The sequence below is a fragment of the Ruegeria sp. BF10 genome, assembly GCF_056538725.1.
Map to the genome: position 1 here is coordinate 875,483 of NZ_JBQFTR010000001.1, position 22,078 is coordinate 897,560.

General features: G+C 59.5%; 22 protein-coding genes. 12 read left to right on the top strand and 10 right to left on the bottom strand.

The window, feature by feature from the left end:
* Positions 1-7: 7 nt before the first annotated feature.
* The 5 genes from ACR0DJ_RS04450 to ACR0DJ_RS04470 form a co-directional block, all read right to left on the bottom strand.
* A complete protein-coding gene (locus ACR0DJ_RS04450) occupies positions 8-1,366 on the bottom strand; it encodes a glutamine synthetase family protein (RefSeq protein WP_152458471.1) in 1,359 nt (452 codons plus the stop codon).
* On the bottom strand, positions 1,366-2,046 hold the full coding sequence (locus ACR0DJ_RS04455) for a type 1 glutamine amidotransferase (RefSeq protein ID WP_480684010.1): 681 nt from the start codon (positions 2,044-2,046) through the stop codon (positions 1,366-1,368). Before ACR0DJ_RS04455 ends, ACR0DJ_RS04450 begins: the two co-directional genes overlap by 1 nt.
* 59 nt (positions 2,047-2,105) lie before the next feature.
* A complete protein-coding gene (locus ACR0DJ_RS04460) occupies positions 2,106-3,425 on the bottom strand; it encodes a glutamine synthetase family protein (RefSeq protein ID WP_480684012.1) in 1,320 nt (439 codons plus the stop codon).
* 130 nt (positions 3,426-3,555) lie between these two features.
* Complete coding sequence (locus ACR0DJ_RS04465) at positions 3,556-5,742, bottom strand: xanthine dehydrogenase family protein molybdopterin-binding subunit (RefSeq protein ID WP_480684013.1); 2,187 nt, start codon at positions 5,740-5,742, stop codon at positions 3,556-3,558.
* 3 nt (positions 5,743-5,745) lie between these two features.
* A complete protein-coding gene (locus ACR0DJ_RS04470; protein ID WP_480684014.1) occupies positions 5,746-6,210 on the bottom strand; it encodes a (2Fe-2S)-binding protein in 465 nt (154 codons plus the stop codon).
* 141 nt (positions 6,211-6,351) lie between these two features.
* Here ACR0DJ_RS04470 and ACR0DJ_RS04475 point away from each other — a divergent pair, with 141 nt between their 5' ends.
* The 5 genes from ACR0DJ_RS04475 (at position 6,352) to ACR0DJ_RS04495 (ending at position 10,472) form a co-directional block, all read left to right on the top strand.
* Positions 6,352-6,954: a TetR/AcrR family transcriptional regulator gene (locus tag ACR0DJ_RS04475; RefSeq protein WP_480684015.1), complete on the top strand. Its 603-nt coding sequence runs from the start codon at positions 6,352-6,354 to the stop codon at positions 6,952-6,954.
* A 138-nt stretch (positions 6,955-7,092) separates the two neighbouring features.
* Positions 7,093-8,088, top strand: a complete 996-nt coding sequence (dusA, locus tag ACR0DJ_RS04480) for a tRNA dihydrouridine(20/20a) synthase DusA (protein ID WP_425078494.1) — start codon at positions 7,093-7,095, stop codon at positions 8,086-8,088.
* 15 nt (positions 8,089-8,103) lie between these two features.
* Positions 8,104-8,928 (top strand): sulfite exporter TauE/SafE family protein, encoded by an 825-nt coding sequence (locus ACR0DJ_RS04485; RefSeq protein WP_257598987.1) that lies wholly within the window; start codon positions 8,104-8,106, stop codon positions 8,926-8,928.
* On the top strand, positions 8,925-9,707 hold the full coding sequence (locus tag ACR0DJ_RS04490) for a hypothetical protein (RefSeq protein WP_257598986.1): 783 nt from the start codon (positions 8,925-8,927) through the stop codon (positions 9,705-9,707). Before ACR0DJ_RS04485 ends, ACR0DJ_RS04490 begins: the two co-directional genes overlap by 4 nt.
* A 36-nt stretch (positions 9,708-9,743) precedes the next feature.
* Positions 9,744-10,472 carry a SpoIIAA family protein gene (locus ACR0DJ_RS04495; protein ID WP_170343859.1) on the top strand — a complete coding sequence of 243 codons (729 nt, stop codon included), beginning with the start codon at positions 9,744-9,746 and terminating at the stop codon, positions 10,470-10,472.
* Between the two features lie 651 nt (positions 10,473-11,123).
* Here ACR0DJ_RS04495 and ACR0DJ_RS04500 read toward each other — a convergent pair.
* The 3 genes from ACR0DJ_RS04500 to ccmI are packed head-to-tail and all read right to left on the bottom strand — an operon-like array spanning position 11,124 to position 13,056.
* Positions 11,124-11,357 (bottom strand): DUF1289 domain-containing protein, encoded by a 234-nt coding sequence (locus ACR0DJ_RS04500; RefSeq protein WP_171327948.1) that lies wholly within the window; start codon positions 11,355-11,357, stop codon positions 11,124-11,126.
* Positions 11,357-11,839 (bottom strand): Holliday junction resolvase RuvX, encoded by a 483-nt coding sequence (gene ruvX, locus ACR0DJ_RS04505; RefSeq protein ID WP_170343861.1) that lies wholly within the window; start codon positions 11,837-11,839, stop codon positions 11,357-11,359. Before ruvX ends, ACR0DJ_RS04500 begins: the two co-directional genes overlap by 1 nt.
* On the bottom strand, positions 11,836-13,056 hold the full coding sequence (gene ccmI, locus ACR0DJ_RS04510) for a c-type cytochrome biogenesis protein CcmI (protein WP_480684017.1): 1,221 nt from the start codon (positions 13,054-13,056) through the stop codon (positions 11,836-11,838). Before ccmI ends, ruvX begins: the two co-directional genes overlap by 4 nt.
* A 176-nt stretch (positions 13,057-13,232) precedes the next feature.
* On the opposite strand from ccmI, the gene ACR0DJ_RS04515 reads away from it, so the two are divergent.
* The 4 genes from ACR0DJ_RS04515 (at position 13,233) to ACR0DJ_RS04530 (ending at position 18,523) form a co-directional block, all read left to right on the top strand.
* Positions 13,233-14,477: a sarcosine oxidase subunit beta family protein gene (locus ACR0DJ_RS04515; RefSeq protein WP_170343863.1), complete on the top strand. Its 1,245-nt coding sequence runs from the start codon at positions 13,233-13,235 to the stop codon at positions 14,475-14,477.
* Between the two features lie 75 nt (positions 14,478-14,552).
* On the top strand, positions 14,553-14,882 hold the full coding sequence (locus tag ACR0DJ_RS04520) for a sarcosine oxidase subunit delta (protein WP_152458389.1): 330 nt from the start codon (positions 14,553-14,555) through the stop codon (positions 14,880-14,882).
* A 67-nt stretch (positions 14,883-14,949) separates the two neighbouring features.
* Positions 14,950-17,964, top strand: coding sequence for a sarcosine oxidase subunit alpha family protein (locus ACR0DJ_RS04525; protein ID WP_480684018.1), 3,015 nt, complete (start codon positions 14,950-14,952; stop codon positions 17,962-17,964).
* Entirely contained in the window at positions 17,957-18,523 is a 567-nt protein-coding gene (locus ACR0DJ_RS04530) for a sarcosine oxidase subunit gamma (RefSeq protein ID WP_480684019.1), read from the top strand. The genes ACR0DJ_RS04525 and ACR0DJ_RS04530 overlap by 8 nt, the downstream gene beginning before the upstream one ends.
* 33 nt (positions 18,524-18,556) lie before the next feature.
* Here the strand turns inward: ACR0DJ_RS04530 and ACR0DJ_RS04535 are convergent, their stop codons facing one another.
* Positions 18,557-18,949 carry a hypothetical protein gene (locus ACR0DJ_RS04535; RefSeq protein WP_480686227.1) on the bottom strand — a complete coding sequence of 131 codons (393 nt, stop codon included), beginning with the start codon at positions 18,947-18,949 and terminating at the stop codon, positions 18,557-18,559.
* Positions 18,950-19,051: 102 nt separating this feature from the next.
* Positions 19,052-19,813, bottom strand: coding sequence for an FkbM family methyltransferase (locus ACR0DJ_RS04540; RefSeq protein WP_480684020.1), 762 nt, complete (start codon positions 19,811-19,813; stop codon positions 19,052-19,054).
* 100 nt (positions 19,814-19,913) lie between these two features.
* On the opposite strand from ACR0DJ_RS04540, the gene ACR0DJ_RS04545 reads away from it, so the two are divergent.
* The 3 genes from ACR0DJ_RS04545 to ACR0DJ_RS04555 all read left to right on the top strand — a co-directional run bounded on the left by ACR0DJ_RS04545 (position 19,914) and on the right by ACR0DJ_RS04555 (position 22,077).
* Positions 19,914-20,513 (top strand): superoxide dismutase, encoded by a 600-nt coding sequence (locus ACR0DJ_RS04545; RefSeq protein WP_171228054.1) that lies wholly within the window; start codon positions 19,914-19,916, stop codon positions 20,511-20,513.
* 4 nt (positions 20,514-20,517) lie between these two features.
* On the top strand, positions 20,518-21,396 hold the full coding sequence (locus ACR0DJ_RS04550) for a metallophosphoesterase (protein WP_480684021.1): 879 nt from the start codon (positions 20,518-20,520) through the stop codon (positions 21,394-21,396).
* A 219-nt stretch (positions 21,397-21,615) separates the two neighbouring features.
* Positions 21,616-22,077 carry a host attachment family protein gene (locus ACR0DJ_RS04555; RefSeq protein WP_170343871.1) on the top strand — a complete coding sequence of 154 codons (462 nt, stop codon included), beginning with the start codon at positions 21,616-21,618 and terminating at the stop codon, positions 22,075-22,077.
* Position 22,078: the final 1 nt, after the last annotated feature.

Consider the following 22,078-nt stretch of genomic DNA (forward strand, 5'->3'; position numbering starts at 1 on the left):
GAAGGTCTCAGACGTTGATCAGCAGATGTTCACGTTCCCACGGAGAGATGACCTGTAGGAACTCCTCGTACTCGGCCCGTTTGACGATGCCGTAAACGCGTGCGAATTCGGGGCCCAGAACCTCGTGCAGGGCGGTGGCCTCGTCGAACAGGTCCAGTGCTTCGCCCATGACCTGCGGGATATCGCCCTCGCCTTCATAAGCGTCGCCATAGAACTGACGACGTGGGCGTTCCTGCTCGACCAGGCCAAGATAGCCGCAGGCCAGCGACAGCGCGATGCCCAGATACGGGTTGCAGTCCATCCCGGCGATGCGATTCTCGACGCGCCGCGATTCCGGGCCGGACAGGGGCACGCGAATACCGGTGGTGCGGTTGTCACGGGCCCATTCCAGATTGATCGGTGCCGCGTGATCTTTCACATAGCGCCGGTAGGAATTCACATAGGGCGCCATGACGGCCAGACCGGCGGGCAGGTGGTTCTGCAAACCGGCGATGAAGTGATAAAACGCGTCCGTCTCACCCCCTTGAGGACCAGAGAAGATGTTCTGACCGGTTTCCATATCGATAATCGAGTGATGGATATGCATGGCCGAGCCCGGCTCTTCCTCGATCGGTTTGGCCATGAAGGTGGCAAAACAATTGTGGCGCAGGGCGGCCTCGCGGATCAGACGTTTGAAATAGAAGACTTCATCGGCCAGTTTCACCGGATTGCCGTGACGCAGGTTGATTTCCAACTGCCCGGCGCCGCCTTCCTGCGTGATGCCGTCGATCTCGAACCCCTGATGCTCGGCGAAATCATAGATGTCGTCGATCACCGGGCCAAACTCGTCCACGGCCGTCATGGAATAAGCCTGCCGCGCCGCGGCCGGGCGACCGGAACGCCCCATCATGGGCTTGATGCCCTGCGCCGGATCCACGTTGGGGGCAACCAGAAAGAATTCCATCTCTGGTGCAACAACCGGCTTCCACCCCTTGTCATGATAAAGCTGCACAACGCGTTTCAGCACATTGCGCGGGCTGTAGGGGATCGGATTGTCATCCCGGTCGTACGCATCGTGGATCACCTGCAATGTCCAATCCCCCGTCCACGGTGCAGCGGAGGTGGTCGAGAAGTCGGGCTTCAGGATCATGTCCTTTTCGATGAACCCGTCATCGCCGGCGGCTTCGCCCCAGCCCCCCGTGATGGTCTGGTAGAAGATGCTGTCGGGCAGGTGGAAATAGGATTGCTTTGCGAATTTTGATGCAGGCACCGCCTTGCCGCGCGCAATGCCCGGCAGGTCCGAAATGATGCATTCAACTTCGTCCAGTCGTTGCCCGTGGAAATACGCCTTTGCGGCTTCCGGCAGTTTATCGGTCCAATCAGCCATCAGGCTCTCTCTTTCTTTAGAAACTCGGCCATGTGGCGCGCGATTTTGGCGTTGTCGTCCGGCGCGGTTTCGCGATTTGCGGCTTCGCGCATCAGGTCTTCGGGCACCACGCCCTTGCCCCGTGTCCGCATCAGGCCCGCCACGAAGCCATTGGTGAACTCCGGGTGGGCCTGAACCGTCCAGATTGTGTCCCCATAAGCCAGCATCGCGTTTTCGCAGAAGGCATTCCGGCCCAGAACCCGCGCTTCTTTCGGCAATTCAACAACTTGATCCTGATGCCAGGCATTCAGCCATAATTTGTTGCCGTCATACTCGTACTCAGTACGACCTACGGCCCAACCTCCAGCGAACTTCTCGACCTTGCCACCCAGTGCCTGAGCAATGATCTGATGGCCAAAGCAAACGCCGATCAGAGGTTTTCCGCTTTCCCAGATATCGCGCACCAAAGCTTCCAGCGGGGCGATCCAGGGAAGGTCTTCGTAAACCCCGTGACGCGATCCGGTAATGACCCACCCATCCGCATCATCCGCACTTTCGGGGAAATTGCCGTCGACGACGGCAAAGGTCACGAACTCGAACCCGTTGTCGCGCAGCAACGTGGGGAAAAGTTCGTCATAATCCCCGAATTCTTCCTGTAGCACTTCGGGGGTGTGGCCGGTTTGTAGAATACCGATTTTCATGTGTCACCAAATTTGATCAAATTAATCCTAGCCGAGACTGGTTGATGCGGCAAGGGGGGTCAAACCGTCTCGAGATAGCTCAGCCAGTGATCCTCGGGCGGGATGCTCTCAAATCGGGTGATCTCTTGTCGCTTGGTCATGGTCAGATAGCGGATCAGGTCAGCGGGGAACAGCCGCGCCACCAAGGGATCCGCGGCAAACCTGTCAATCGCACTCGACCAATCCGGCATCAGCTGAGGCAGGTCCGCGATGTCATAGGCGTTCCCCGAGATCGGGGCAGGTGGTGTCAAGCCGTCCTTGATGCCGACAAGTGCCGCGCCCAGAACCGCCGTCAGCATCAGATACGGGTTTATGTCTCCGCCGGCGACGCGGTGTTCGATGCGCCGCGCGGCCGGGGCTCCGCCCGGGATGCGAATGGCTGCGGTTCGGTTTTCATAGGACCAGCAGGCGCCCGTGGGCGCATGTGCACCCGGTATGAGCCGTGTGTAGGAGTTGCCGTGGGGGGCAAATATCAGCGTACTGCCTGGCATGGCCGCGACACAGCCAGCTACGGCAGATCGCAAAACCTCGGTGCCTTCCGGCCCGTTGTTGTCGAACACATTGCGCCCGGTCTGGTCCAACACCGAGAAATGCACATGCATTCCGTTGCCCGCGTCATCGGCATAAGGCTTGGACATGAAGGTGGCCGCAAATCCGTGCCTGCGCGCCAATCCACGCGTCAATACCTTGAAAAGCCACGTATCATCGGCACAGCGCATGGCATCCTGATGGTTCAGGTTGATCTCGAACTGGCCGATACCGCTTTCCGAGATGGCCGTCTGCGCGGGGATGCCCATTGCGGCGCAGCCGTCGTACAGGTCGGTGAAGAACGCTTCGAACGCGTCCATTTCAGCAACCGACAGAACAGCTTCATCCGCTAGGCGCCGCCCGGTGATCGGATTCACTGGCGGTTGTGGTTGCGCGCCAGACGCATCAACCAGTGTAAACTCCAACTCCGTCGCGGCAACAACGGACCAGCCGCGTTGCGCATAGCGGTCGAGTATGGCGGACAGAGCATGCCGCGGGTCGCCCGGGAACGGTACGCCGTCATCATCATACAAGCTCATTGGCACCAGCGCCGTTTCCGTATCCAGCCAGGGCACGGGTACCGGGCCGCGTTCGGTCGGGCGCAGCACCCCATCCGCGTCGCCGGTTTCAAAGACCAGCGGGCTACCGTCGATATCTGCGCCCCACAGATCAACGTTCAGTGCCGAGAATGGCATTCGTACAGCCCCCTTCTCCAGTTTGTCCGCATAGACGGGGGGCACGCGTTTGCCGCGCATCTGACCATTCAGATCACATGCGGCAACGCGGAAATTGTGCAGGGCGCTCAGGTCCATTGGGGGCTCCGTCGGTGAAACTCCCCAGTGATTTACTTCAATGGATCTGCTTTGTCATCAAATTTGATCAAATTTTGCTTGGGGGTCGTGGAACGTCCGCGCCGGTTCTGACCGGCGCGGAGAGGTGCTTTTAAGCGAAGCTGACACCATGCGCTTCCATGGGCAATTGCGCCACATGCACACCTGACAGGGCATTGATCGCATTGGCCAATGCAGGCGCTGACGGTGGCGTGCCGGGTTCTCCGACACCGGTTGGCGCTTCGGCTGATGGCACGATATGTACGTCAATTGCGGCAATATCCCCGATACGCAGCGGTTCGTAGTCCGGGAAGTTGTATTGATCCACAGCACCGCTGGTCAGAGTGATCTGGTCACGCATCACGTGGCCAATGCCATAGCCGATGCCGCCTTCCATCTGCGCGCGCACAACATCCGGGTTCACGGCAATGCCGCAATCCACGGCACAGGTGACCTTTTCAATCTTGATGCCACTTTCCGGATCGCCCGAGATTTCGACCACTTCAGCTGCGTAAGACCCAAAGGACTTGTGAACGGCAATCCCCTGCGACCGACCTTCTGGCGCATTGCCCCAGTTTGCCTTTTCGGCCGCCAGCTTCAAAACAGCGGCTTTTCGCTGCTGGTCCGCGTTGCTGCTGTCGGACAGATGGGCCAGACGGAATTCCACCGGATCGCGCCCTGCCGATTGGGCCACCAGATCCATCATGGTTTCCATCGTATAGGCCGTGTGGGTGTGCCCCACCGAGCGCCACCATAGTACCGAGGTTGCCTTGGGCGTATCTGTTAAACCCAGCGCCATTCCCGGAATCTGGTAGGGGCTGTCCGCGATACCTTCGACCGAGCTGTGGTCGACCCCGTCATGCACTGCGAAGGCCTCGAAGGCCGTGCCTTTCATGATTGATTGGCCAGCTACCTGATGCTGCCATCCGACGATTTTGCCATCGGCATCCAGCCCGACCCGGACCTTGTGGCCAAAGGCGGGGCGGTAATACCCGCTGCGGATATCGTCTTCGCGCGTCCAGACCAGTTTCACCGGGCGCGAGCGGTCAGTGACGACAAAGGCCAGGGCGGCCTCGACCTGATAATCCGCATCCGGGGTGGCGCGGCGCCCGAACGACCCGCCAGCCAGCATGGTCTTGATTTGGATCTTCTCGGCGGGCAGGCCAAAGATCTGCTGGTAGGCCATATGGGGCCCCGTCGGCATTTGTGCCCCGTCATGCAGAACGATGTCTCCGTCTGCGGTCTGCTCGATGGTGCAGTTCAGCGGTTCCATCGGGGCATGGGCCAGCAGTGGGAAGTAGAACGTTTTTTCAACGACCTTGTCCGCGCCGTCGATGGCGGCTGCCACAGCTGCAAAATCCGCCTTGTTCACGTTATACGTGGGCTCAGCCTCCAGCGCGGCCATGATCTCGGCCTTGATCTGGTCCGAGTTGCGGGTTTCCGCGCCGGACATGTCCCACTCGACCTCAAGCGCATCGCGTGCTTGAATCGCGGCCCAGGTGTTTTCGGCATAAACCGCGACACCGGCCTGATTGGGCAGAACCGCGGCGCTGATATAGCCTTTGACCTCTTTCGATGCGCTGTCATCAAAACCCAGGGCGATGCCGCCCTTCGCTTCCGGGCGTTTGATCATGGCGATCATCTGGTTGGGCAGGTGAACGTCCATGGCAAACATCGCCTGGCCGTTGCCCTTGATTGCCGAATCCTTGCGGCGCACCGTTTCATTTCCGATCAGGCGGAATTCCGACGGGTCCTTCAGGCGCGGTTCTGCCGGAGCGTCCAGTTGCGACGCAGCGGACACGAACTCAGCGATCGGAGCCGACTTGTCGCCTGCCTTGACGATGCCGTCTTCGATGGTGATGCCGGATGCATCCACGCCCCAGCTCTGCGCGGCGGCGTTGATCAGCATCTCGCGCGCGGCAGCACCGGCCTGACGGTATTGCAGCCACGAATTCGCCATCGCGGTCGAACCGCCGGTGCCTTGGAATGGTCCAAACAGCAGGTTGTTGTAAACGTTCGGATCCGAGGGGGCGAACTCGTATTCGATCTGGTCCATGGTCAGGCCGATTTCTTCGGCAATCAGCGTCGGCAGCCCGGTTGCCGGGCCCTGACCTTTTTCAAAGTGTTTGACGATGGCGGTCACGGTGCCATCGGCATCGATTTTCACGAACGGGTTGAACTGCGCGGTCTCGGACGAGGCCGCGGCCAGTGCACCGTCCGGACGGGTGCCGACCAGCAGGACGGCACCGGCAGCGGCGGCACTTTTCAGAAACCCACGGCGAGAGGTGTTGATGGTCATGGATCAGGCCTCCAGAATTTCAGACGCGCGCTGGATACCGGCGCGGATGCGTTGATAGGTGGCGCAGCGGCAGGCATTGCCGGACATGTACTCGTCAATCTCCTGAGCCGACGGTTTCGGGTTCTCGGACAGCAGCCCGACAGCCGACATCACCTGACCCGACTGGCAGTAGCCGCACTGGACGACATCCAGCTCGACCCAGGCCTGTTGTATGGCAGCGCCGATCCTGTCGTCACCGACAGCTTCGATGGTCGTGACTTCGGCGCCGTCGACGTCTTCAATGAAAGTCTGGCACGAACGGACGGGTTCACCGTTCAGATGCACGGTGCAGGCCCCGCAGGATGCAACGCCACAGCCGAATTTCGTGCCGGTCAGTTTCAGTTCGTCTCGGATCACCCACAGAAGAGGCGTTCCGGGTTCGGCATCAACCTCGTGGGTCTTGCCGTTCAGGTTCAATGTAAGAGCCATGATGAGGGGGTCTCCTGTTGGTGCTGGTTTCCGCAATTGGTAAACTCGCGGGTTTACTCATGGCATATAATTTTGCCTCTGTAAACTTCTGCGTTTACCTAGTGTTTGACCAAGGCGCGTCAACAGGTCTATAGCTCTGACATGAACGAATGCAGCGCACATAATGCGTCCAAGCGCGCACAGATCATCGAAGCTGCCGTGGCAGAGTTCCAGGAAAAGGGCTTTGCGGCGGCCAGTATGGACCGCATTTCAGCACGGGCCGAAGTGTCCAAGCGTACGTTGTACAAGTACTTTGAAAGTAAAGAAAACCTGTTCCGCTCCATCGTGGTCGAATTGTCCAGTCGCTTTGCTGAAGTGCTGGAAATCCGGTATGAAAAAGGTCGCGATATTCGTACGCAACTGACCGAACTGGCCTGGGCCGAGGGACGTATTCTGATGCGGCCCGATGTTATTGCGATGGCCCGGATGGTGATCAGCGAAACCTTGCGCAACCCGACGCTTGCGGCGGAAGCTCAGGGCAAGCTGGACAAGACGGCGACGTTCATTGCCATGCTCAAGGATGCGGCAGAGGATGGGCAGCTTCGGATCGATGACCCGGAACGGGCCGGGCGTGAATTCATTGGCCTGATCAAGGCGCGTGCCTTCTGGCCGCTGCTGTTTACGGGTGGGGCGCTTGACGAAGCCGAGATGACGGAAACGATCGAAAGCAGTGTCCAGATGGTGATGAGCCGATATGGTGTCTGATCGGAAACAGCTGAATCCCGAGGGTCGCCGTCGGGACGCCGTCAGAGGGATGTGTTAGGGCTTTTTGACTTGATTCGGGTGGGCAAGACCACTGACAGGCCATCGGATTTCGAAACATAGCAGGACGGAGGCGTTGCTGTGACAGGCAAGGCAACACAGGCTGCGCGTTTAAGCGTGGCACCCATGATGGATTGGACAGATCGCCACTGTCGCTATTTTCATCGGCTGCTCAGCGCGGAAACGTTGCTGTATACCGAGATGGTGACAGCGCCGGCGCTGGTGCGGGGCGGGGCGGTGCATCTTTTGGATCATTCTTCTGAAGAACACCCGGTTGCTTTGCAACTCGGCGGCTCTGACCCGGAAGAACTGGCACAGGCCGCGCGTTTGGGGGCTGAGGCCGGGTATGATGAGATCAATCTGAACTGCGGCTGCCCGTCGGATCGTGTTCAATCCGGCACTTTCGGCGCGGTTTTGATGAAAGACCCAGCCCGCGTTGCCGACTGCGTGACTGCCATGCGCGAAGCGGTGAACGTGGATGTCACCGTTAAATGCCGCATCGGGGTCGATGACCAGGAGCCCCAAGATGTATTGCCCGCATTTCTTGGGCACATCAGCGCGGCAGGGTGCCAAAGGGTGACGATCCATGCCCGCAAGGCGTGGTTGCAGGGGCTGAGCCCCAAGGAAAACCGGGATATCCCGCCTTTGGACTATGACCTTGTGCATCGGATGAAGGATGAGTTTTCGGATCTTCACATATCGATCAATGGCGGCATCAACACGCTGGACGAGGCAGCCGCTCATCTGGAAGCCGGTCTTGATGGCGTGATGATCGGTCGGGCCGCGTACCATCAGCCGGGCGATGTCCTGTCGGATGCTGACCGACGCATCTTTGGTACCGGAAAAACGCGTGATCCGTTCGCGATCGTTCAACACATGGTGCCTTATGTGGAGCGGCATCTTGCCAATGGCGGGCGTTTGCACCAGATCACGCGTCATATGTTGGGCCTTTTCGCGGGTCGTCCCGGAGCCCGCGCATGGCGGCGCGCCTTGTCGGAAGGGGCCGTGCAGGATGGGGCCGGACCCGAGGTGATGCTGCGGGCGCTGGATCAAGTGGCGCCCATGGCAGAAGTTTAAGCGGCAGGGGGAACGATGCCCGAGACGATGTTGCTGGCCCAGATGCTGGGCCTTTTGCTTGTGATCGGAGCGCTGGCCGGCGTACTTGCCGGATTGCTGGGGGTCGGCGGTGGAATCGTCTTGGTGCCCGCCTTTTTCTATGCGTTTCAAACTCTTGGCTACGGCGGTCCGCAGTTGATGCAACTGTGTCTGGCCACGTCGCTGGCCACGATCATCGTGACGTCGGTCCGATCCGTTCTTGCGCACAACAAGAAGGGTGCGGTGGATTGGGATATCCTGCGCGGTTGGGGGCCGGGGATCGTCGTCGGTGCGATCATCGGGGTTCTGGTTGCCTCGGCCCTGCGCACCGAGGCCTTGCAGGCACTGTTCGGCATATTGGGAATGGTGATCGGGGCCTATCTGGGGCTGGGGCGTTCGGAATGGCGGCTGGGTGATGTCATGCCCGGTGGGTTGAAGCGGGCCATCCTGTCTCCTGCGGTCGGGTTTCTTTCGGTTCTGATGGGAATAGGCGGCGGCAGTTTTGGTGTGCCGCTGATGAGCCTCTACAACACGCCGATCCACCGTGCCGTGGCAACCGCGGCCGGATTTGGTGTGATCATCGCCGTCCCCTCGGTCATCGGTTTTTTGTTTCTGGATATCGCACCGGAACACCGGCCTCCGCTGACCATTGGGGCGGTCAATCTGGTGGCCTTCGGTATCGTCGTGGCAATGACGATGATCACCGCGCCCTGGGGGGTGAAGCTGGCCCATGCGATGGATCCGAAACCCTTGAAGCGCGTGTTCGCCGTGTTCCTTACGCTGGTGGCGCTCAATATGCTGCGCAAGGCGGTGGGTTTGTGAAGGATTTTGACGTCAGGGGGTGGGTGAAATTCCCCTATGATCCAGTGCTTGCGGCCTGGGTGGGCCATGCGCTGCCTGCCGCACGGGCCTCGGTAACGGACCCGGCCCATGCTGACTGGCTGGATTGTGACGGGACGTGGTTCATCGGTGTTGACGCGTTGCCCAATGACGCGCAGGGCAGGGTTGGCCGTTCGGGGCCTTTGGCAGGAACCGCCATGTCATTCATTGCTGGGCGTTATGGGCAGTTGCCGCTTCACAAAGGCCAAGTCTCGGTCATGCATCCGGGATATCCACGCCCGCGTCGGGGGGAAAACGAAGCCGCCGCGCGGTATCGCAGAAATCGGGACGCGGCCCATGTGGATGGCTTGCGCCCAATGGGGCCGGATCGCCGCCGCCGGGTCGATGAACCGCATGCCTGGATTTTGGGCATACCGCTGACCGAGGCCAGCCCGGATGCCTCGCCCATGGTGTTGTGGGAGGGCAGCCATCATATCCTGGGCGCGGCGTTCAGGCGCGCCCTTGCGGGGAAGCCACAAGAACGTCTGCATGAAATCGATATAACGGATATCTACCAATCCGCCCGTCGCGAGGTTTTCGAAACCTGCCCGCGAATCGAACTGCCTGCAAAACCGGGCGAGGCTTACGTGTTGCACCGCCATTGCCTGCACGGGGTTGCCCCTTGGGCAGACACGGCAAACGCTGGGCCGGATGGACGGATGATCGCCTATTTCCGCCCGGAATGCGCCGGGGGTGTGGCGGAATGGATCGAATCCTCTTAACCTCCTGTCATTGTTTGGCTTTGGAGGTTTTGACCGATGATTACGGTCCATACGAATTCTGATGGTGCGTTGATTGAAGTCGAGTTGTCGGGGCAGGTCACCAGCGCCGACTACGCGGACATCTTGGTTCCTGCGATCGAAGCGGCGCTCACCGAACACGATTCCGTTCGGCTGCTGGCTATCGTGCAGCCGGAGTTCAAGGGGTATGATTTGGGTGCGGCCTGGTCCGACACCAAGCTGGGGCTCAGCCACTGGCGGGGGTTCGACCGGATCGCGGTTGTTGCCGATCAGGGCTGGGTGCAAACCAGCATCCGACTGGCGGCCCCGATCCTGCCGTGCCCGGTTCAGGTCTTTGAATTGGCCGAGCTTGAGGCCGCGCGCCGCTGGATGCGCGAGTCGCTGGGGTCCATTCACGTGACCGATCTTGAGGGCCCATGCGTGCAGATCAGCCTTTTGGGAAAACTGGACCCGGAGGAATACAAGCAGGCCGAGCGCGACCTGGACGCTTTGTTGCACGATCGATCCGGGTTTCGGTTGCTGATCGACCTGCGGGAATTTGATGGCTGGCAGGGGTTGTCCGCTCTTGCGGCACATTTTCGTCTGGCCAGCCGCCATATCGGGCAACTGGATCGCGCGGCCATCGTCGGGGACAAAAGCTGGCAGCACATGGCACAACGTGTCGCCAGTCATGTCTTGGGCACGCGGACTCAGTTCTTTCCGTCCGAGGAAATCGAAAACGCCAAAACCTGGTTGGCCGCCGGGTAAGGACCTGCTCTGCGCCCCAACCTGCATCTTGTGATCTTGCTGCCAACGAACGGCTTGCGTGCTTTGTTCTCTGGTCAGAACAAAGCACCTTTGAGCGTGAATTGACCTAATCTGATTGGCTTGTTTCGCGGAACGAAACCCTCCACATGTTTTGAAACCGGTCTTGATACCGTGCCGGTCAAGAATTGTGACGTAAGGGAACTGGTGGGTTTTTCCGTGGAATATCTGACCTTAAGGTCAACACGGACCAAAAACCGCGTGTTTTCCCCCTAAATCTGACCGGAAATGCCCTTACCTACGCCGTGTCGCTGCGGGCCTCCACTCACGTTGAACAGATGCGTTCATGAGCTGGCCCCTCTTGGAGCTCGACCTCGGCCCGCGGCGGCACAGTTATTGGAAGCGGGAAGTTTGCGATGACATTTAAGTTGTTGATGGAAAGATTTGCTGCACGCAAGACGCCGGCATTCAAGGCGGACAAGACCAGCACGAAGCATGTCCAACATGCAACCGACAAACTCGGGACTGCAAAAACAAGCAGATCCGAAATCGCTTCTCTGTTCGAGTCAGAGCTGCGCGGGCACGAGCCGAACGGACCTGCCCGCGACAATTCTTGAGAACACAGGGATTTGCCCCGATGCAGACCGGTTGAATTCAGGAACCGTTCAGCCGCGCTGCACGCCCGCCACGACGTTTGCTAAGGCGCGGCTTTCTGGTTGGCAGGTTTTCCATGATTTCGGCGCGTTCGCGGCTGTCCATCTTGGACCAGCGGGTGATTTCATCAATCGTGCGATAGCAGCCGGTACAGATACGCTCAGTCGGGTGAACGACACAGATCTGGACACAAGGGCTTTCGACCTCATTCCTTTTCCAAACCATATTCGTCATCACTGGTCTCCGACCCGTTGCAAAAAGCGCAGCCTGTCCAGCGCCCCTTGCAAGATATAGCTGGCCGCAACGTGATCAATAACCTGTCCGCGACGTTTTCGTGTCGTATCCGCCTCAAGCAGTGCTTTTTCTGCCGCAACCGTGCTGAGCCGTTCGTCCCAAAATCCGATGGGCAAATCGGTCAGGCGGGACAAATTGCGCGCAAATGCCCGCGTTGACTGGCATCTTGGCCCTTCGCTGCCATCCATGTTCTTTGGCAGGCCCAGCAAGATGCCCCCGATCTCGCGATCGGTTACAATTTCGATCAGGCGCGCGGAATCGAGCGTGAATTTCTTGCGCCGCACGGTTTCCAGCGGGCTGGCGACGCCGCGCATCCGGTCGGACACTGCGACTCCGATTGTCTTTTCCCCTAGGTCCAGCCCCATCAGGGCACTCATAGGTTGCAGCGCTGCTGCAAAATCTTCGATAGCGTCATGGATCATTGAGCGATCCCGGCCTGAAGGGCCGCCGCATCGATGATCTGCAACGCCTCTGAGTTGCCGGCAAACACTTCCATGGCCTCATCGCGAATATCGATGGCACGCTGGCCCTGGCCCAGAACGCCCAAGGCGGCGATCAGGCGGGCCCATTCCTCGGGGGACCCGCCTTCTGTCGCCAGACGGTCAGACAACTGGTCCACCATGCCCTGAATCATCTGCTGCCGTTCTTCGGGGCTCAGCTCTGCGGCGGCGGCCATGTCTTCCTGACTGGGGCCAGGTGCCGTGCTCAGATCCGGTGCATTGAATACACCGGCCCGAAAGGCCAGTTCGTCGATCTGAGCCCGAATTGCTTCGGCCCAAGGCGCACCTGCCGGGGATTCCCGCAACGTTTCGACCCACATGCGATAGGCAAGGTCCGGCCGCCCGATCTGGGCCAGCATCTGCCCCCAATAATAGCGCGCCGGGCCGTGACGGGGGTCACGGTTCAGCGCTTCGATCAGCGCCTGTTCCGCTTCGGGTGAGACATATCCACCTGCGGCCAGAATCATCATTTCTGCCAGGTCCGCATAGGTATCAGCCGTGGCACTGTCGCCGGACAGTTCGATCACCCTTTGCTGCGCGGTGTACCCATCCTTGAAGTTGCCCGCATTCGTCTCGTGCTGCGCCAGCAGCATCTGACCCTGCAAATCGTCTGGCCGGTTCGCAACCGTTTCACGCAACTGCTTCAGCAGGTTCGCATAGCTTTCGTCCAACTGCGCAGGTTGGGGCGAGGTCGCCAGCTCTTCCGCGGCGCTTTGGGATGGCCGGTTGGCGCGCACTTCCTTGGCCAGTTCCAACCGTGCGGTCAGCGGCATATCGGGCAATCCGACGGCCCCGGTGCGATGATACATCGCCAATGCGCCACCGATCAGAAGCAGCGAGATGGCCAGGATCGACAACGCTGAAACGGTACGAGAAGGTCCGGCGCCGGCACCCTCTTTCTTCATCTGGTCATCTGCGGCCAGAATGCGACGGGAAATTTCCGTGCGCACCCGTTCAGCGTCGGCCTCGCCAATGACCCCGCGCGCCAGATCCCGATCCACACCGGCCAACTGTTCGCGATAAACCCGCAGATCGTATGCGGCCGCGGGTTCACCCCCACGGCGTTTGCGCAGCAGGGAAAAGCTGAGAAAAGCTGCGATCAGCAGCGCGACAAGAAAAATCAGAACCCAGAACGTCATGGTCCCTCCGAGGATGCTGCCCTGACTTAGACCTGTGAGGCGTCCGACAAAAGGGACAAATGGCCGCGAATGAGCGACATGTCGCAATAGTGCTATATTGCGGCGTTGCACGGCAGGGCTAAAATGCACTCACACGGCATATCTGCGCCCAATCACCGAACCGGATGGATTCGCACATGAAACACTATTCAGCCTTTGCTGTGGCGCGGGAAGCTCTGCGCTATCACACCGGATGGGAGCGTGCCTGGCGCTCACCCGAACCCAAGAAGCGTTATGACGTCATCATCGTTGGTGCTGGCGGTCATGGTCTGGCGACCGCGTATTACCTTGGCAAGAACTATGGCATCCAGAATGTCGCGGTTATCGAAAAAGGCTGGCTGGGCGGCGGCAATACCGGCCGCAACACGACGATCATCCGTTCGAACTATCTGCAAGACCCGTCTGCCGCGATCTACGAGAAAGCGCGCAGCCTTTACGAGGACCTGAGCCAGGAGCTGAACTACAACATCATGTTCAGCCCGCGTGGTGTCATCATGCTGGCACAGACCCAGCACGAGATCCGCGGCTACCAGCGCACGGCCCATGCCAACGCGCTGCAAGGTGTAAAGACGGAATGGATCGGTCCCGAACGCGTCAAACAACTGGTGCCTATCATCAACCTGGACGGCCCCCGGTATCCGGTTCTGGGCGGCCTTTGGCAGGAACGCGGGGGCACGGCGCGCCACGACGCGGTGGCGTGGGGTTATGCGCGTGCCTGTTCGGCGATGGGTATGGACATCATCCAGCAATGCGAAGTCACCGGTATACGCTCGGATAACGGTCGCGTCGTCGGGGTCGACACCACCAAGGGTGCCATCGATTGTGACAAGCTGGGCATCGTCGTCGCGGGCCATTCGGGTCAGTTGGCCGAAATGGCGGGCTTCCGCCTGCCGCTGGAGGCCGTTGCCTTGCAGGCGCTGGTATCCGAGCCGATCAAACCCTGCATGGATGTGGTGGTGATGGCCAACACCGTGCACGGCTATATGTCACAATCCGACAAGGGCGAAATGGTGATCGGTGGCGGCACCGATGGGTTCAACAACTTCACGCAGCGCGGGTCGTTCCATCATATCGAGGAAACCGTGCGGGCGCTGGTCGAAACCTTCCCGATGATCTCGCGTCTGAAGATGCTGCGCCAGTGGGGTGGGATCGTGGACATGACAGGTGACCGCTCGCCCATCCTGTCGAAAACACCGCTACAGGGCTGCTTTATCAATGGCGGCTGGGGTACCGGTGGCTTCAAGGCGATTCCGGGTTCGGGCTGGGGGATGGCACAGTTGATGGCGACGGGTCATTCACCGCTGACCGAAGCCTTCTCGATGGACCGCTTCAAAGAAGGCCGCTTCATCGACGAAAGCGTCGCCGCCGGGGTGGCGCACTAGGGGGATTCCCGAAGGTGCCAGAAAACAGAATTCAGGTCGGCCCCCGCGCCGACCGACCGCCAAAAGGATGACAACATGCTAATCCTGAATTGCCCCTATTGCGGCGTAGACGCCGAAGAAACCGAACTGGCTGCCGGCGGCGAAGCGCATCTGAAGCGTTTCGGCCCGGGCTCGTCCGATGACGAATTCCACGACTATCTGTTCATGCGTGAAAACCCGAAAGGTGTTCATTTTGAACGCTGGCGCCACGCCAATGGCTGCGGCAAGTGGTTCCACGCCGCGCGCTGCACGCAGACACTCGAAGTGTTCGGCACCTATTCCGCGCAGGTCACCGAGCCGCCGCAGGACATCAAGGATGCCATCACTGCCAAACGGCCCGGCTGGACGTGGAGAGAGTTCTCCTGATGCTTCATCTTTTCAAAAATACTCCCGCCGGAGGCTTTGACGCCTCCACATGCGAAAGGTCAGCGACATGAGCACCCGTCTCGCAAAACAAGGCCGGCTGATTGACCGGTCGAAAAAGGTATCATTCACCTTCAACGGAACCTCGATGCAGGCATATGAGGGGGATACGCTTGCCTCAGCCCTGCTGGCCAATGACCAGATGATGGTTGGCCGGTCGTTCAAATACCACCGACCCCGCGGCGTTGTCGCCAGCGGCGCGGAAGAGCCGAACGCGCTTGTCGGTCTGGGACAGGGCAACCGGTTCGAACCGAACCAGCGCGCCACCACGACCGAGGTGTTCAACGGCTTGACCGCAATCTCACAGAACCATTGGCCAAGCCTTGAACATGATATCGGCGCGGTCAACACGGCCTTTGCCCGGTTCCTTCCGGCCGGCTTCTACTACAAGACGTTCATCCACCCCAAACCCTTCTGGAAACACGTCTACGAACCTTTCATCCGGCAGTCGGCGGGATTGGGTAAGGCGCCCGACAAGGACAACCGGGATGCCGACACTTATGAGCACTTCTACGCCTTTACCGATGTTCTGGTGATCGGCGGTGGTGTGGCTGGTTTGCAGGCGGCCAAGGCGGCGGCACAATCCGGTGCCAAGGTTCTGCTGATCGAGCAGACCGCGCATTGGGGCGGTCGCGCTCCGGTTGACGGCGGCACCGTCAATGGTGAGCCTGTGGATAAGTTCGTGGAGCAATTGGTTTCCGAACTCGAAACAATGGACAACGTCATCATGCGCAAGCGCTGCATGGGAGCGGGTGTTTATGACCATGGTTATGTGTTGGGATACGAACGTCTGACCGACCACACGCCGGGCGTGCAAGGCCCGCGCCATCGCTTGTGGCGCATTCGTGCCAAGCAAATTGTAACGGCAACGGGTGCAATTGAAAGACCATTGTCCTTTGCTGGCAACGATGTTCCGGGTGTGATGCTGGCTTCGGCCATGCGCGATTATGTCGTGAACTGGGGGGTGACGCCGGGGGATCGTGTCATCGTCGCCACCAACAATGACGACGCTTACCGCACCGCGATCATCCTGAAACAGGCCGGTGTGGATGTTTTGCGTATTGTTGACGCACGGGCAACGGCTGGACCTCTGGCGGAAGAAGCCCGCCAGTTGGGTATCCGCGTCGACCCGGGCAAGGCCATTGCCAAGGTCAAAGGCGGCAAGCGCGTCAAAAAGGTTGCCATCTGCAATCAGGAAGGTGTCGGCGGCGCGCGTGAAGAGGTCGAGGCGGATGCGGTCGCCATGTCTGGCAGCTGGTCTCCGGTCGTGCACATGTGGTCCCATTGCGGAGGCAAGTTGATCTGGGACGACGCGAACGCGCATTTCCGGCCGGATCCCGAGCGTCCGCCGCTGGGGGCCGACGGCAAGGGGTTCGTTGTTGCTGCTGGCGCGTCCAACGGTCCTCTGGCGTTGCAAGATGTACTGACAGACGCCCATGCCGCCGGCAAGGCGGCTGCCAAGGCGGCTGGCTTCAAGCCCAAGAACACCAAGGCGCCCGCAGGTGAGACAACCGTCGAGGCGCCGATGGAAGCGGTCTGGCTCATGCCGGCAAATGCCGAAGTTCAATTGCGCATGAAATCGTGGCTGGATTTCCAGAACGACGTCAAAGTTTCAGACGTCCAGCTGGCCGCGCGCGAAGGGTATGAAAGTGTCGAACACACCAAGCGATATACCACTCTGGGTATGGCGACCGATCAGGGTAAATTGAGCAACATCAACGGATTGGCGATCCTTGCTGATGCACTGGAATCCGAAATCCCCAAGGTTGGCACAACCACCTTCCGCCCGCCTTATACGCCCATCTCGATGGGCGCGATCGGCGGTGAGGCACGCGGCGATGTATTCCAACCGATCCGTCAGACACCGATGCACAACTGGCACGACAGGAACGGCGCCGATTGGGAGCCGGTCGGTCACTGGCGCCGGGCCTATGCCTATGTCCGCCCCGGTGAATCCGTGCACGACGCGGTCAATCGCGAGGTCAAGAACACCCGCGAGAACCTCGGCCTGCTGGATGCCTCGACGCTGGGCAAACTGATCGTCAAAGGCCCGGATGCCGGCAAGTTCCTCGACATGATGTACACCAACATGATGTCGACGCTGAAGGTCGGCAAGTGTCGCTATGGCCTGATGTGTTCTGAAAACGGCTTTCTGATCGACGACGGCGTTGTCGCCCGCATCGACGAGGACACATGGCTGTGCCACACCACCACCGGCGGGGCCGAGCGTATCCATGGTCACATGGAAGAATGGCTTCAGACCGAATGGTGGGACTGGAAAGTCTATGTCGCCAACGTGACCGAGCAATACGCGCAGGTCGCCGTGGTCGGCCCCAACGCCCGCAAGGTGCTTGAAAAGCTGGGCGGCATGGATGTCAGCAAAGAGGCGCTGCCCTTCATGGAATGGCGCGATGGCAAGATCGGAGGCTTCGATTGCCGGGCCTACCGCATTTCGTTCTCGGGCGAGCTGTCTTATGAAATCGCCGTTCCCGCCAGCCAGGGTCAGGCGTTCTGGGATGCCTTGATGGAGGCAGGCAAAGAGTTCGGCGTCATGCCGTACGGAACCGAATGCCTGCACATCCTGCGGGCCGAGAAGGGCTTTATCATGATCGGGGACGAGACCGACGGCACCGTGATCCCGCAGGATCTGGGGCTGCACTGGGCGCTGTCCAAGAAGAAAGAGGATTATCTGGGCAAACGCGCCCATTCCCGCAGCCACATGGCGGATCCCGCGCGCTGGAAACTGGTTGGTCTCGAGACTGTGGATGGATCGGTTCTGCCGGAAGGTGCTTATGCGGTGGGCGAGGGCGTCAATGCCAACGGTCAGCGCAACATGATCGGCCGTGTGACGTCGACATATTACTCGGCCAATCTGGGCAAAGGCATCGCCATGGGGCTGATCAAACACGGCCCCGACCGCATGGGCGAGATCGTCGAGTTCCCGGGCACCGACGGCAAAACCTACAAAGCCAAGATCGTGGACCCGATCTTTTATGACAAGGACGGGGAGAAGCAGAATGTCTGAACCCATCAGCGCATTGAACCACGCAAGCTATGACGGCATCGCCCAGGTCAAGGAATGCGGCCTGCAAGGCATGATCACCCTGCGCGGCGACCTGTCCGACAAGGTGCTGGCCAAGGCCGTCAAGGATGCGACCGGCCAGAAAGTGCCGGGTCAGCGCGAGGCGCTTGTGACCGGCGACACCGGCGTGGCTTGGATGTCGACCGACGAGTTGCTGGTTCTGGTGCCTTATGCCGAGGTCGAAGCCAAACTGGCCGACATGGTCGGTGCCCTGAGTGGCACCCATGCTTTGGCGGTCAACGTCTCGGATGCCCGCGCCGTCTTCAGCGTCTCTGGTGCCAGCGCCCGCGAAGTTCTGGGCAAGGTCGCACCTGTCGATCTGTCGGCGGATGCATTCCAGCCTGGCCAGATCCGCCGCACGCGTCTGGCGCAGGTGGCTGGTGCTTTCTGGATGGATGATGAACAGACCTTCCGCGTGGTCTGCTTCCGTTCGGCAGCGGATTACGTCTTCAAACTGCTCAAGGTTGCGGCGCAACCTGGCAGTGAGGTCGGGATCTACTGAACAAAAAAGCCCCGGTTCCACCGGGGCTTTTTCTTACTTGACTGTCGAACAGGTCCCGACCCCAAAAGGCTTGTTCGCAAAATTTCCCTGAACAAATGCCATGCGGACGGCGACTGTGTTGTCGGATGGTTTCAGGTTCGCTTGATATCGAACACGGACATTGCCGCCGGCAGCCATTTTTTGATCGAGGTTCCAGATAATACGATACCCCTTGGCGCCGCGGTTTTTGAATTTTGCCTTGGCCCAATCCTGGTACGACGTGGCGGCCATCGCCGAAGTTGCGGCGGGGTCAATCTGGAAAGCATACTCTGGCGCGATCCAGCCATGGGCGTCCTGCTTGGTCATTTTGCAATGATAGGTAACTGTTTCGGCGGCAGCGGTTTGTGCAAGCACCGCGGCGGCGACTATCAGGAAAAGTCTTTTCATTTTATCCGGTTGGCTGTGATTTCTTATGTAGGCACTCAAAGCGATACATCTCACAGATGCAAGCAGGACTTCGCGTAAGCGAAGAAAAAATCGGCTGACGTTCTACCCTTGCAAGAGAACGGTGTGAAAACGGCTCAGACCGTCTTTGGTCAGCAAGTCCGAAACCTTCAGGGGGTGCGCTTTGTCGTCCGACAGTCCCGAATAAAACCCCAGCTCATCCATCAAAGCGCTGACACGTTCGTGCCTCTCGTTTTCCGGCAGCAGAGGCGCGTGAAGAGACAGGAGAAGGGCGGGGCGGTGTTCCTTCAGCCACGCGGACAAAGTGGGTGCGACAATGAATTCCGCCCCTTCGATGTCCATCTTGACCAGCGACACCCGCGACAAATCGTTCGCCGCTTCGAACTGGTCCCAGGCGATCGTCAACGCATCAGACCCATGCGCCCCGTCGTGCAGAAGGGAACTGGTGGAATCCCCGGGTTCACCGCGTACAGAGGCCATGCGAGCCACGGCAAACCGATCTGACAGGGCGACCCCGAATGCCGAGACGTTCTGAATGCCGTTCAGATCAAGGTTCCATGCCAGGTGCCGGAACGCGGTCGGGTCAGGCTCAAAACACCAGACATGCCGCGCCTTGCGTGCGCCGTACAGGACCGTCGGGCCAATCCACGCCCCGATATCCAGATAGTCGCCTTGCGGGGACAGGAACCGGTCAAGAACTGCGAATGTTTCAGGTTCCCACGCGCCCGAAGTGGCCTTGCGCCAGAACTTCGAATGATACGGGTCCAGACGAAAGCGCTCGCCGTTCAGATTGCCCGCATAATATCCGCGGGCGCGATAGAACATCTTGCGCACCTGTGTCAGCATCGTCTGCCTCCGGGTTTTCTTGTCTCGGCCCTTGACCTGCGGCGGTTGCCAAAGCATTTAACCTTGGGAACCGCAACTTACATTTTAACAGGGGGCCGACATGGCTTTTGAACTTCCTGATCTTCCTTATGCACATGACGCGCTGGCAGCCAAGGGTATGTCCGCGGAAACGTTGGAATATCACCACGACCTGCACCACAAGGCCTATGTCGACAACGGCAACAAGCTGATCGCCGGCACCGAGTGGGACGGCAAGTCGCTGGAAGAGATCATCGTCGGCACTTACGACGCAAACGCCGTGGCACAAAACGGCATCTTCAACAACATCAGCCAGTTGTGGAACCACAACCAGTTCTGGGAGATGATGGGGCCGGGCGAGTCCAAGATGCCGGGCGAGCTGGAAAAGGCTCTGACAGAAAGCTTTGGTTCAGTAGATGAATTCAAGTCGCAGTTCAGTGCCGCCGGTGCCGGTCAGTTCGGTTCGGGCTGGGCGTGGCTGGTCAAGAACGCCGATGGCTCGCTGGCCGTCACCAAAACCGAGAACGGTGTTAACCCGCTCTGTTTTGGTCAGACCGCGCTGCTGGGTTGCGATGTTTGGGAGCACTCCTACTACATCGATTTCCGCAACAAGCGCCCGGCTTACCTGTCGAACTTCCTCGACAATCTGGTGAACTGGGAAAACGTCGCATCACGGATGTAACGTATTGAACCGACGTCGGTTCATAAAGGGCCTGCTGGCGGTGACGCTGGCAGGCCTTGTTTCGGCCGCCTACGGGTTCGTCATTGAACCCGCAGTGCGGTTGCGCGTGCGCAAATGGCGCATTCAGCGGGACGACTGGACAGCGCCGCCGCTCAGAATCGCCGTACTGTCCGATTTGCATGTCGGCGAGCCCTATGTCGGCCTGAACCGCGTAAAGCAGGTGGTCCGCCGAACCAATGCGCTGGCTCCGGACGTGATCCTTCTGCTGGGTGATTTCTTTGCAAGCCACAAAGGTGTGTCGGACACGGTCAAGATGCGGGACCTGGCACCCGTGCTTGCCGGGCTTGAGGCGAAGAATGGTGTCTTTGCCGTGCTGGGCAATCACGACTGGTGGGATGACAGGACGGCACAGCGGCGCGGATCCGGGCCCAATCGCTATGCCAAGATCCTGGAACAGAATGGCATTTCGGTGTTGTCCAATGCTGCCATCAAACTCGAGGCCCCGGGCATCTGGCTGGCCGGGCTTGAGGATCAGCTGGCGATCTGGCGCAAAGGCAAACCACAGGGATTGGACGATCTGGCGGGTACTCTGGCGCAGATCACCGATGACGCTCCGGTTGTAATGATGGCGCATGAGCCCGATGTTTTTCCCACTGTGCCCGAGCGGGTGGCCTTGACCCTTTCGGGGCACACACATGGTGGCCAGGTGCGCCTGTTCGGCTGGTCGCCCGTCGTGCCGTCGAAATTCGGCAATCGCTATGCCTATGGCCATGTACGCGAAGATGGACGTGATCTGGTGGTGTCGGGCGGTATCGGATGTTCAATTCTGCCGGTTCGACTGGGCGTGACGCCCGAAATCACCGTTGTCGAGATGTCCGCCTAAAGGGTTGATGACCGACCGGTGAAAACCCGCCGATACGTGCGCTTTCTGCATGACGGTATCTTGTTTGCTGCTTTCCAATGCACATCTCTGTAAGGCAGAGGGAGAGAACTGCTTGTCAATTCAAACAATGATCGGGCTGCGCACTGCTGGTGCGTGAACGACCCCGCATGTCCGGCAGGTCGAGGGATACCCAGAAAACAACCTTAACAGGAGATCGCAATGGTCGCACTTACACAGGGAACTTGGGTTATTGTTGCAGATGGAGAGAAAGCGCTGGTGATGGAGAATATCACCGATGCCGACGATCCCAACCTTGTCGTCGTCGCTGTTGAAGAACAAGACGGCCCGACCGGGAAACCGACTGACCGCGCAGGTCGTCGCAACGACGGCGGACCGAAACAGAAATCGGCAGTTGAAGAACCCACGTGGAAGGCACACGCAAAATCTCTGTTCGTGCAGGATCTGGCGAATCTGTTGAATCGGAAGGGGCTGAAAGGGGCCTATGACCGGCTGGTTCTTGTGGCAAGCCCACAGGTTCTGGGTCTGTTGCGGCGTCGTTTGCACAGCGAGGTGCTGGGAAAGGTCGTGGCCGAGGTCAACAAGACCCTGACCAATCATCCTTTGCACAAGGTCGAGCAGGTGGTACGCCACAGTCTGCAACCCAAGGCCAGACTGGCCTGAT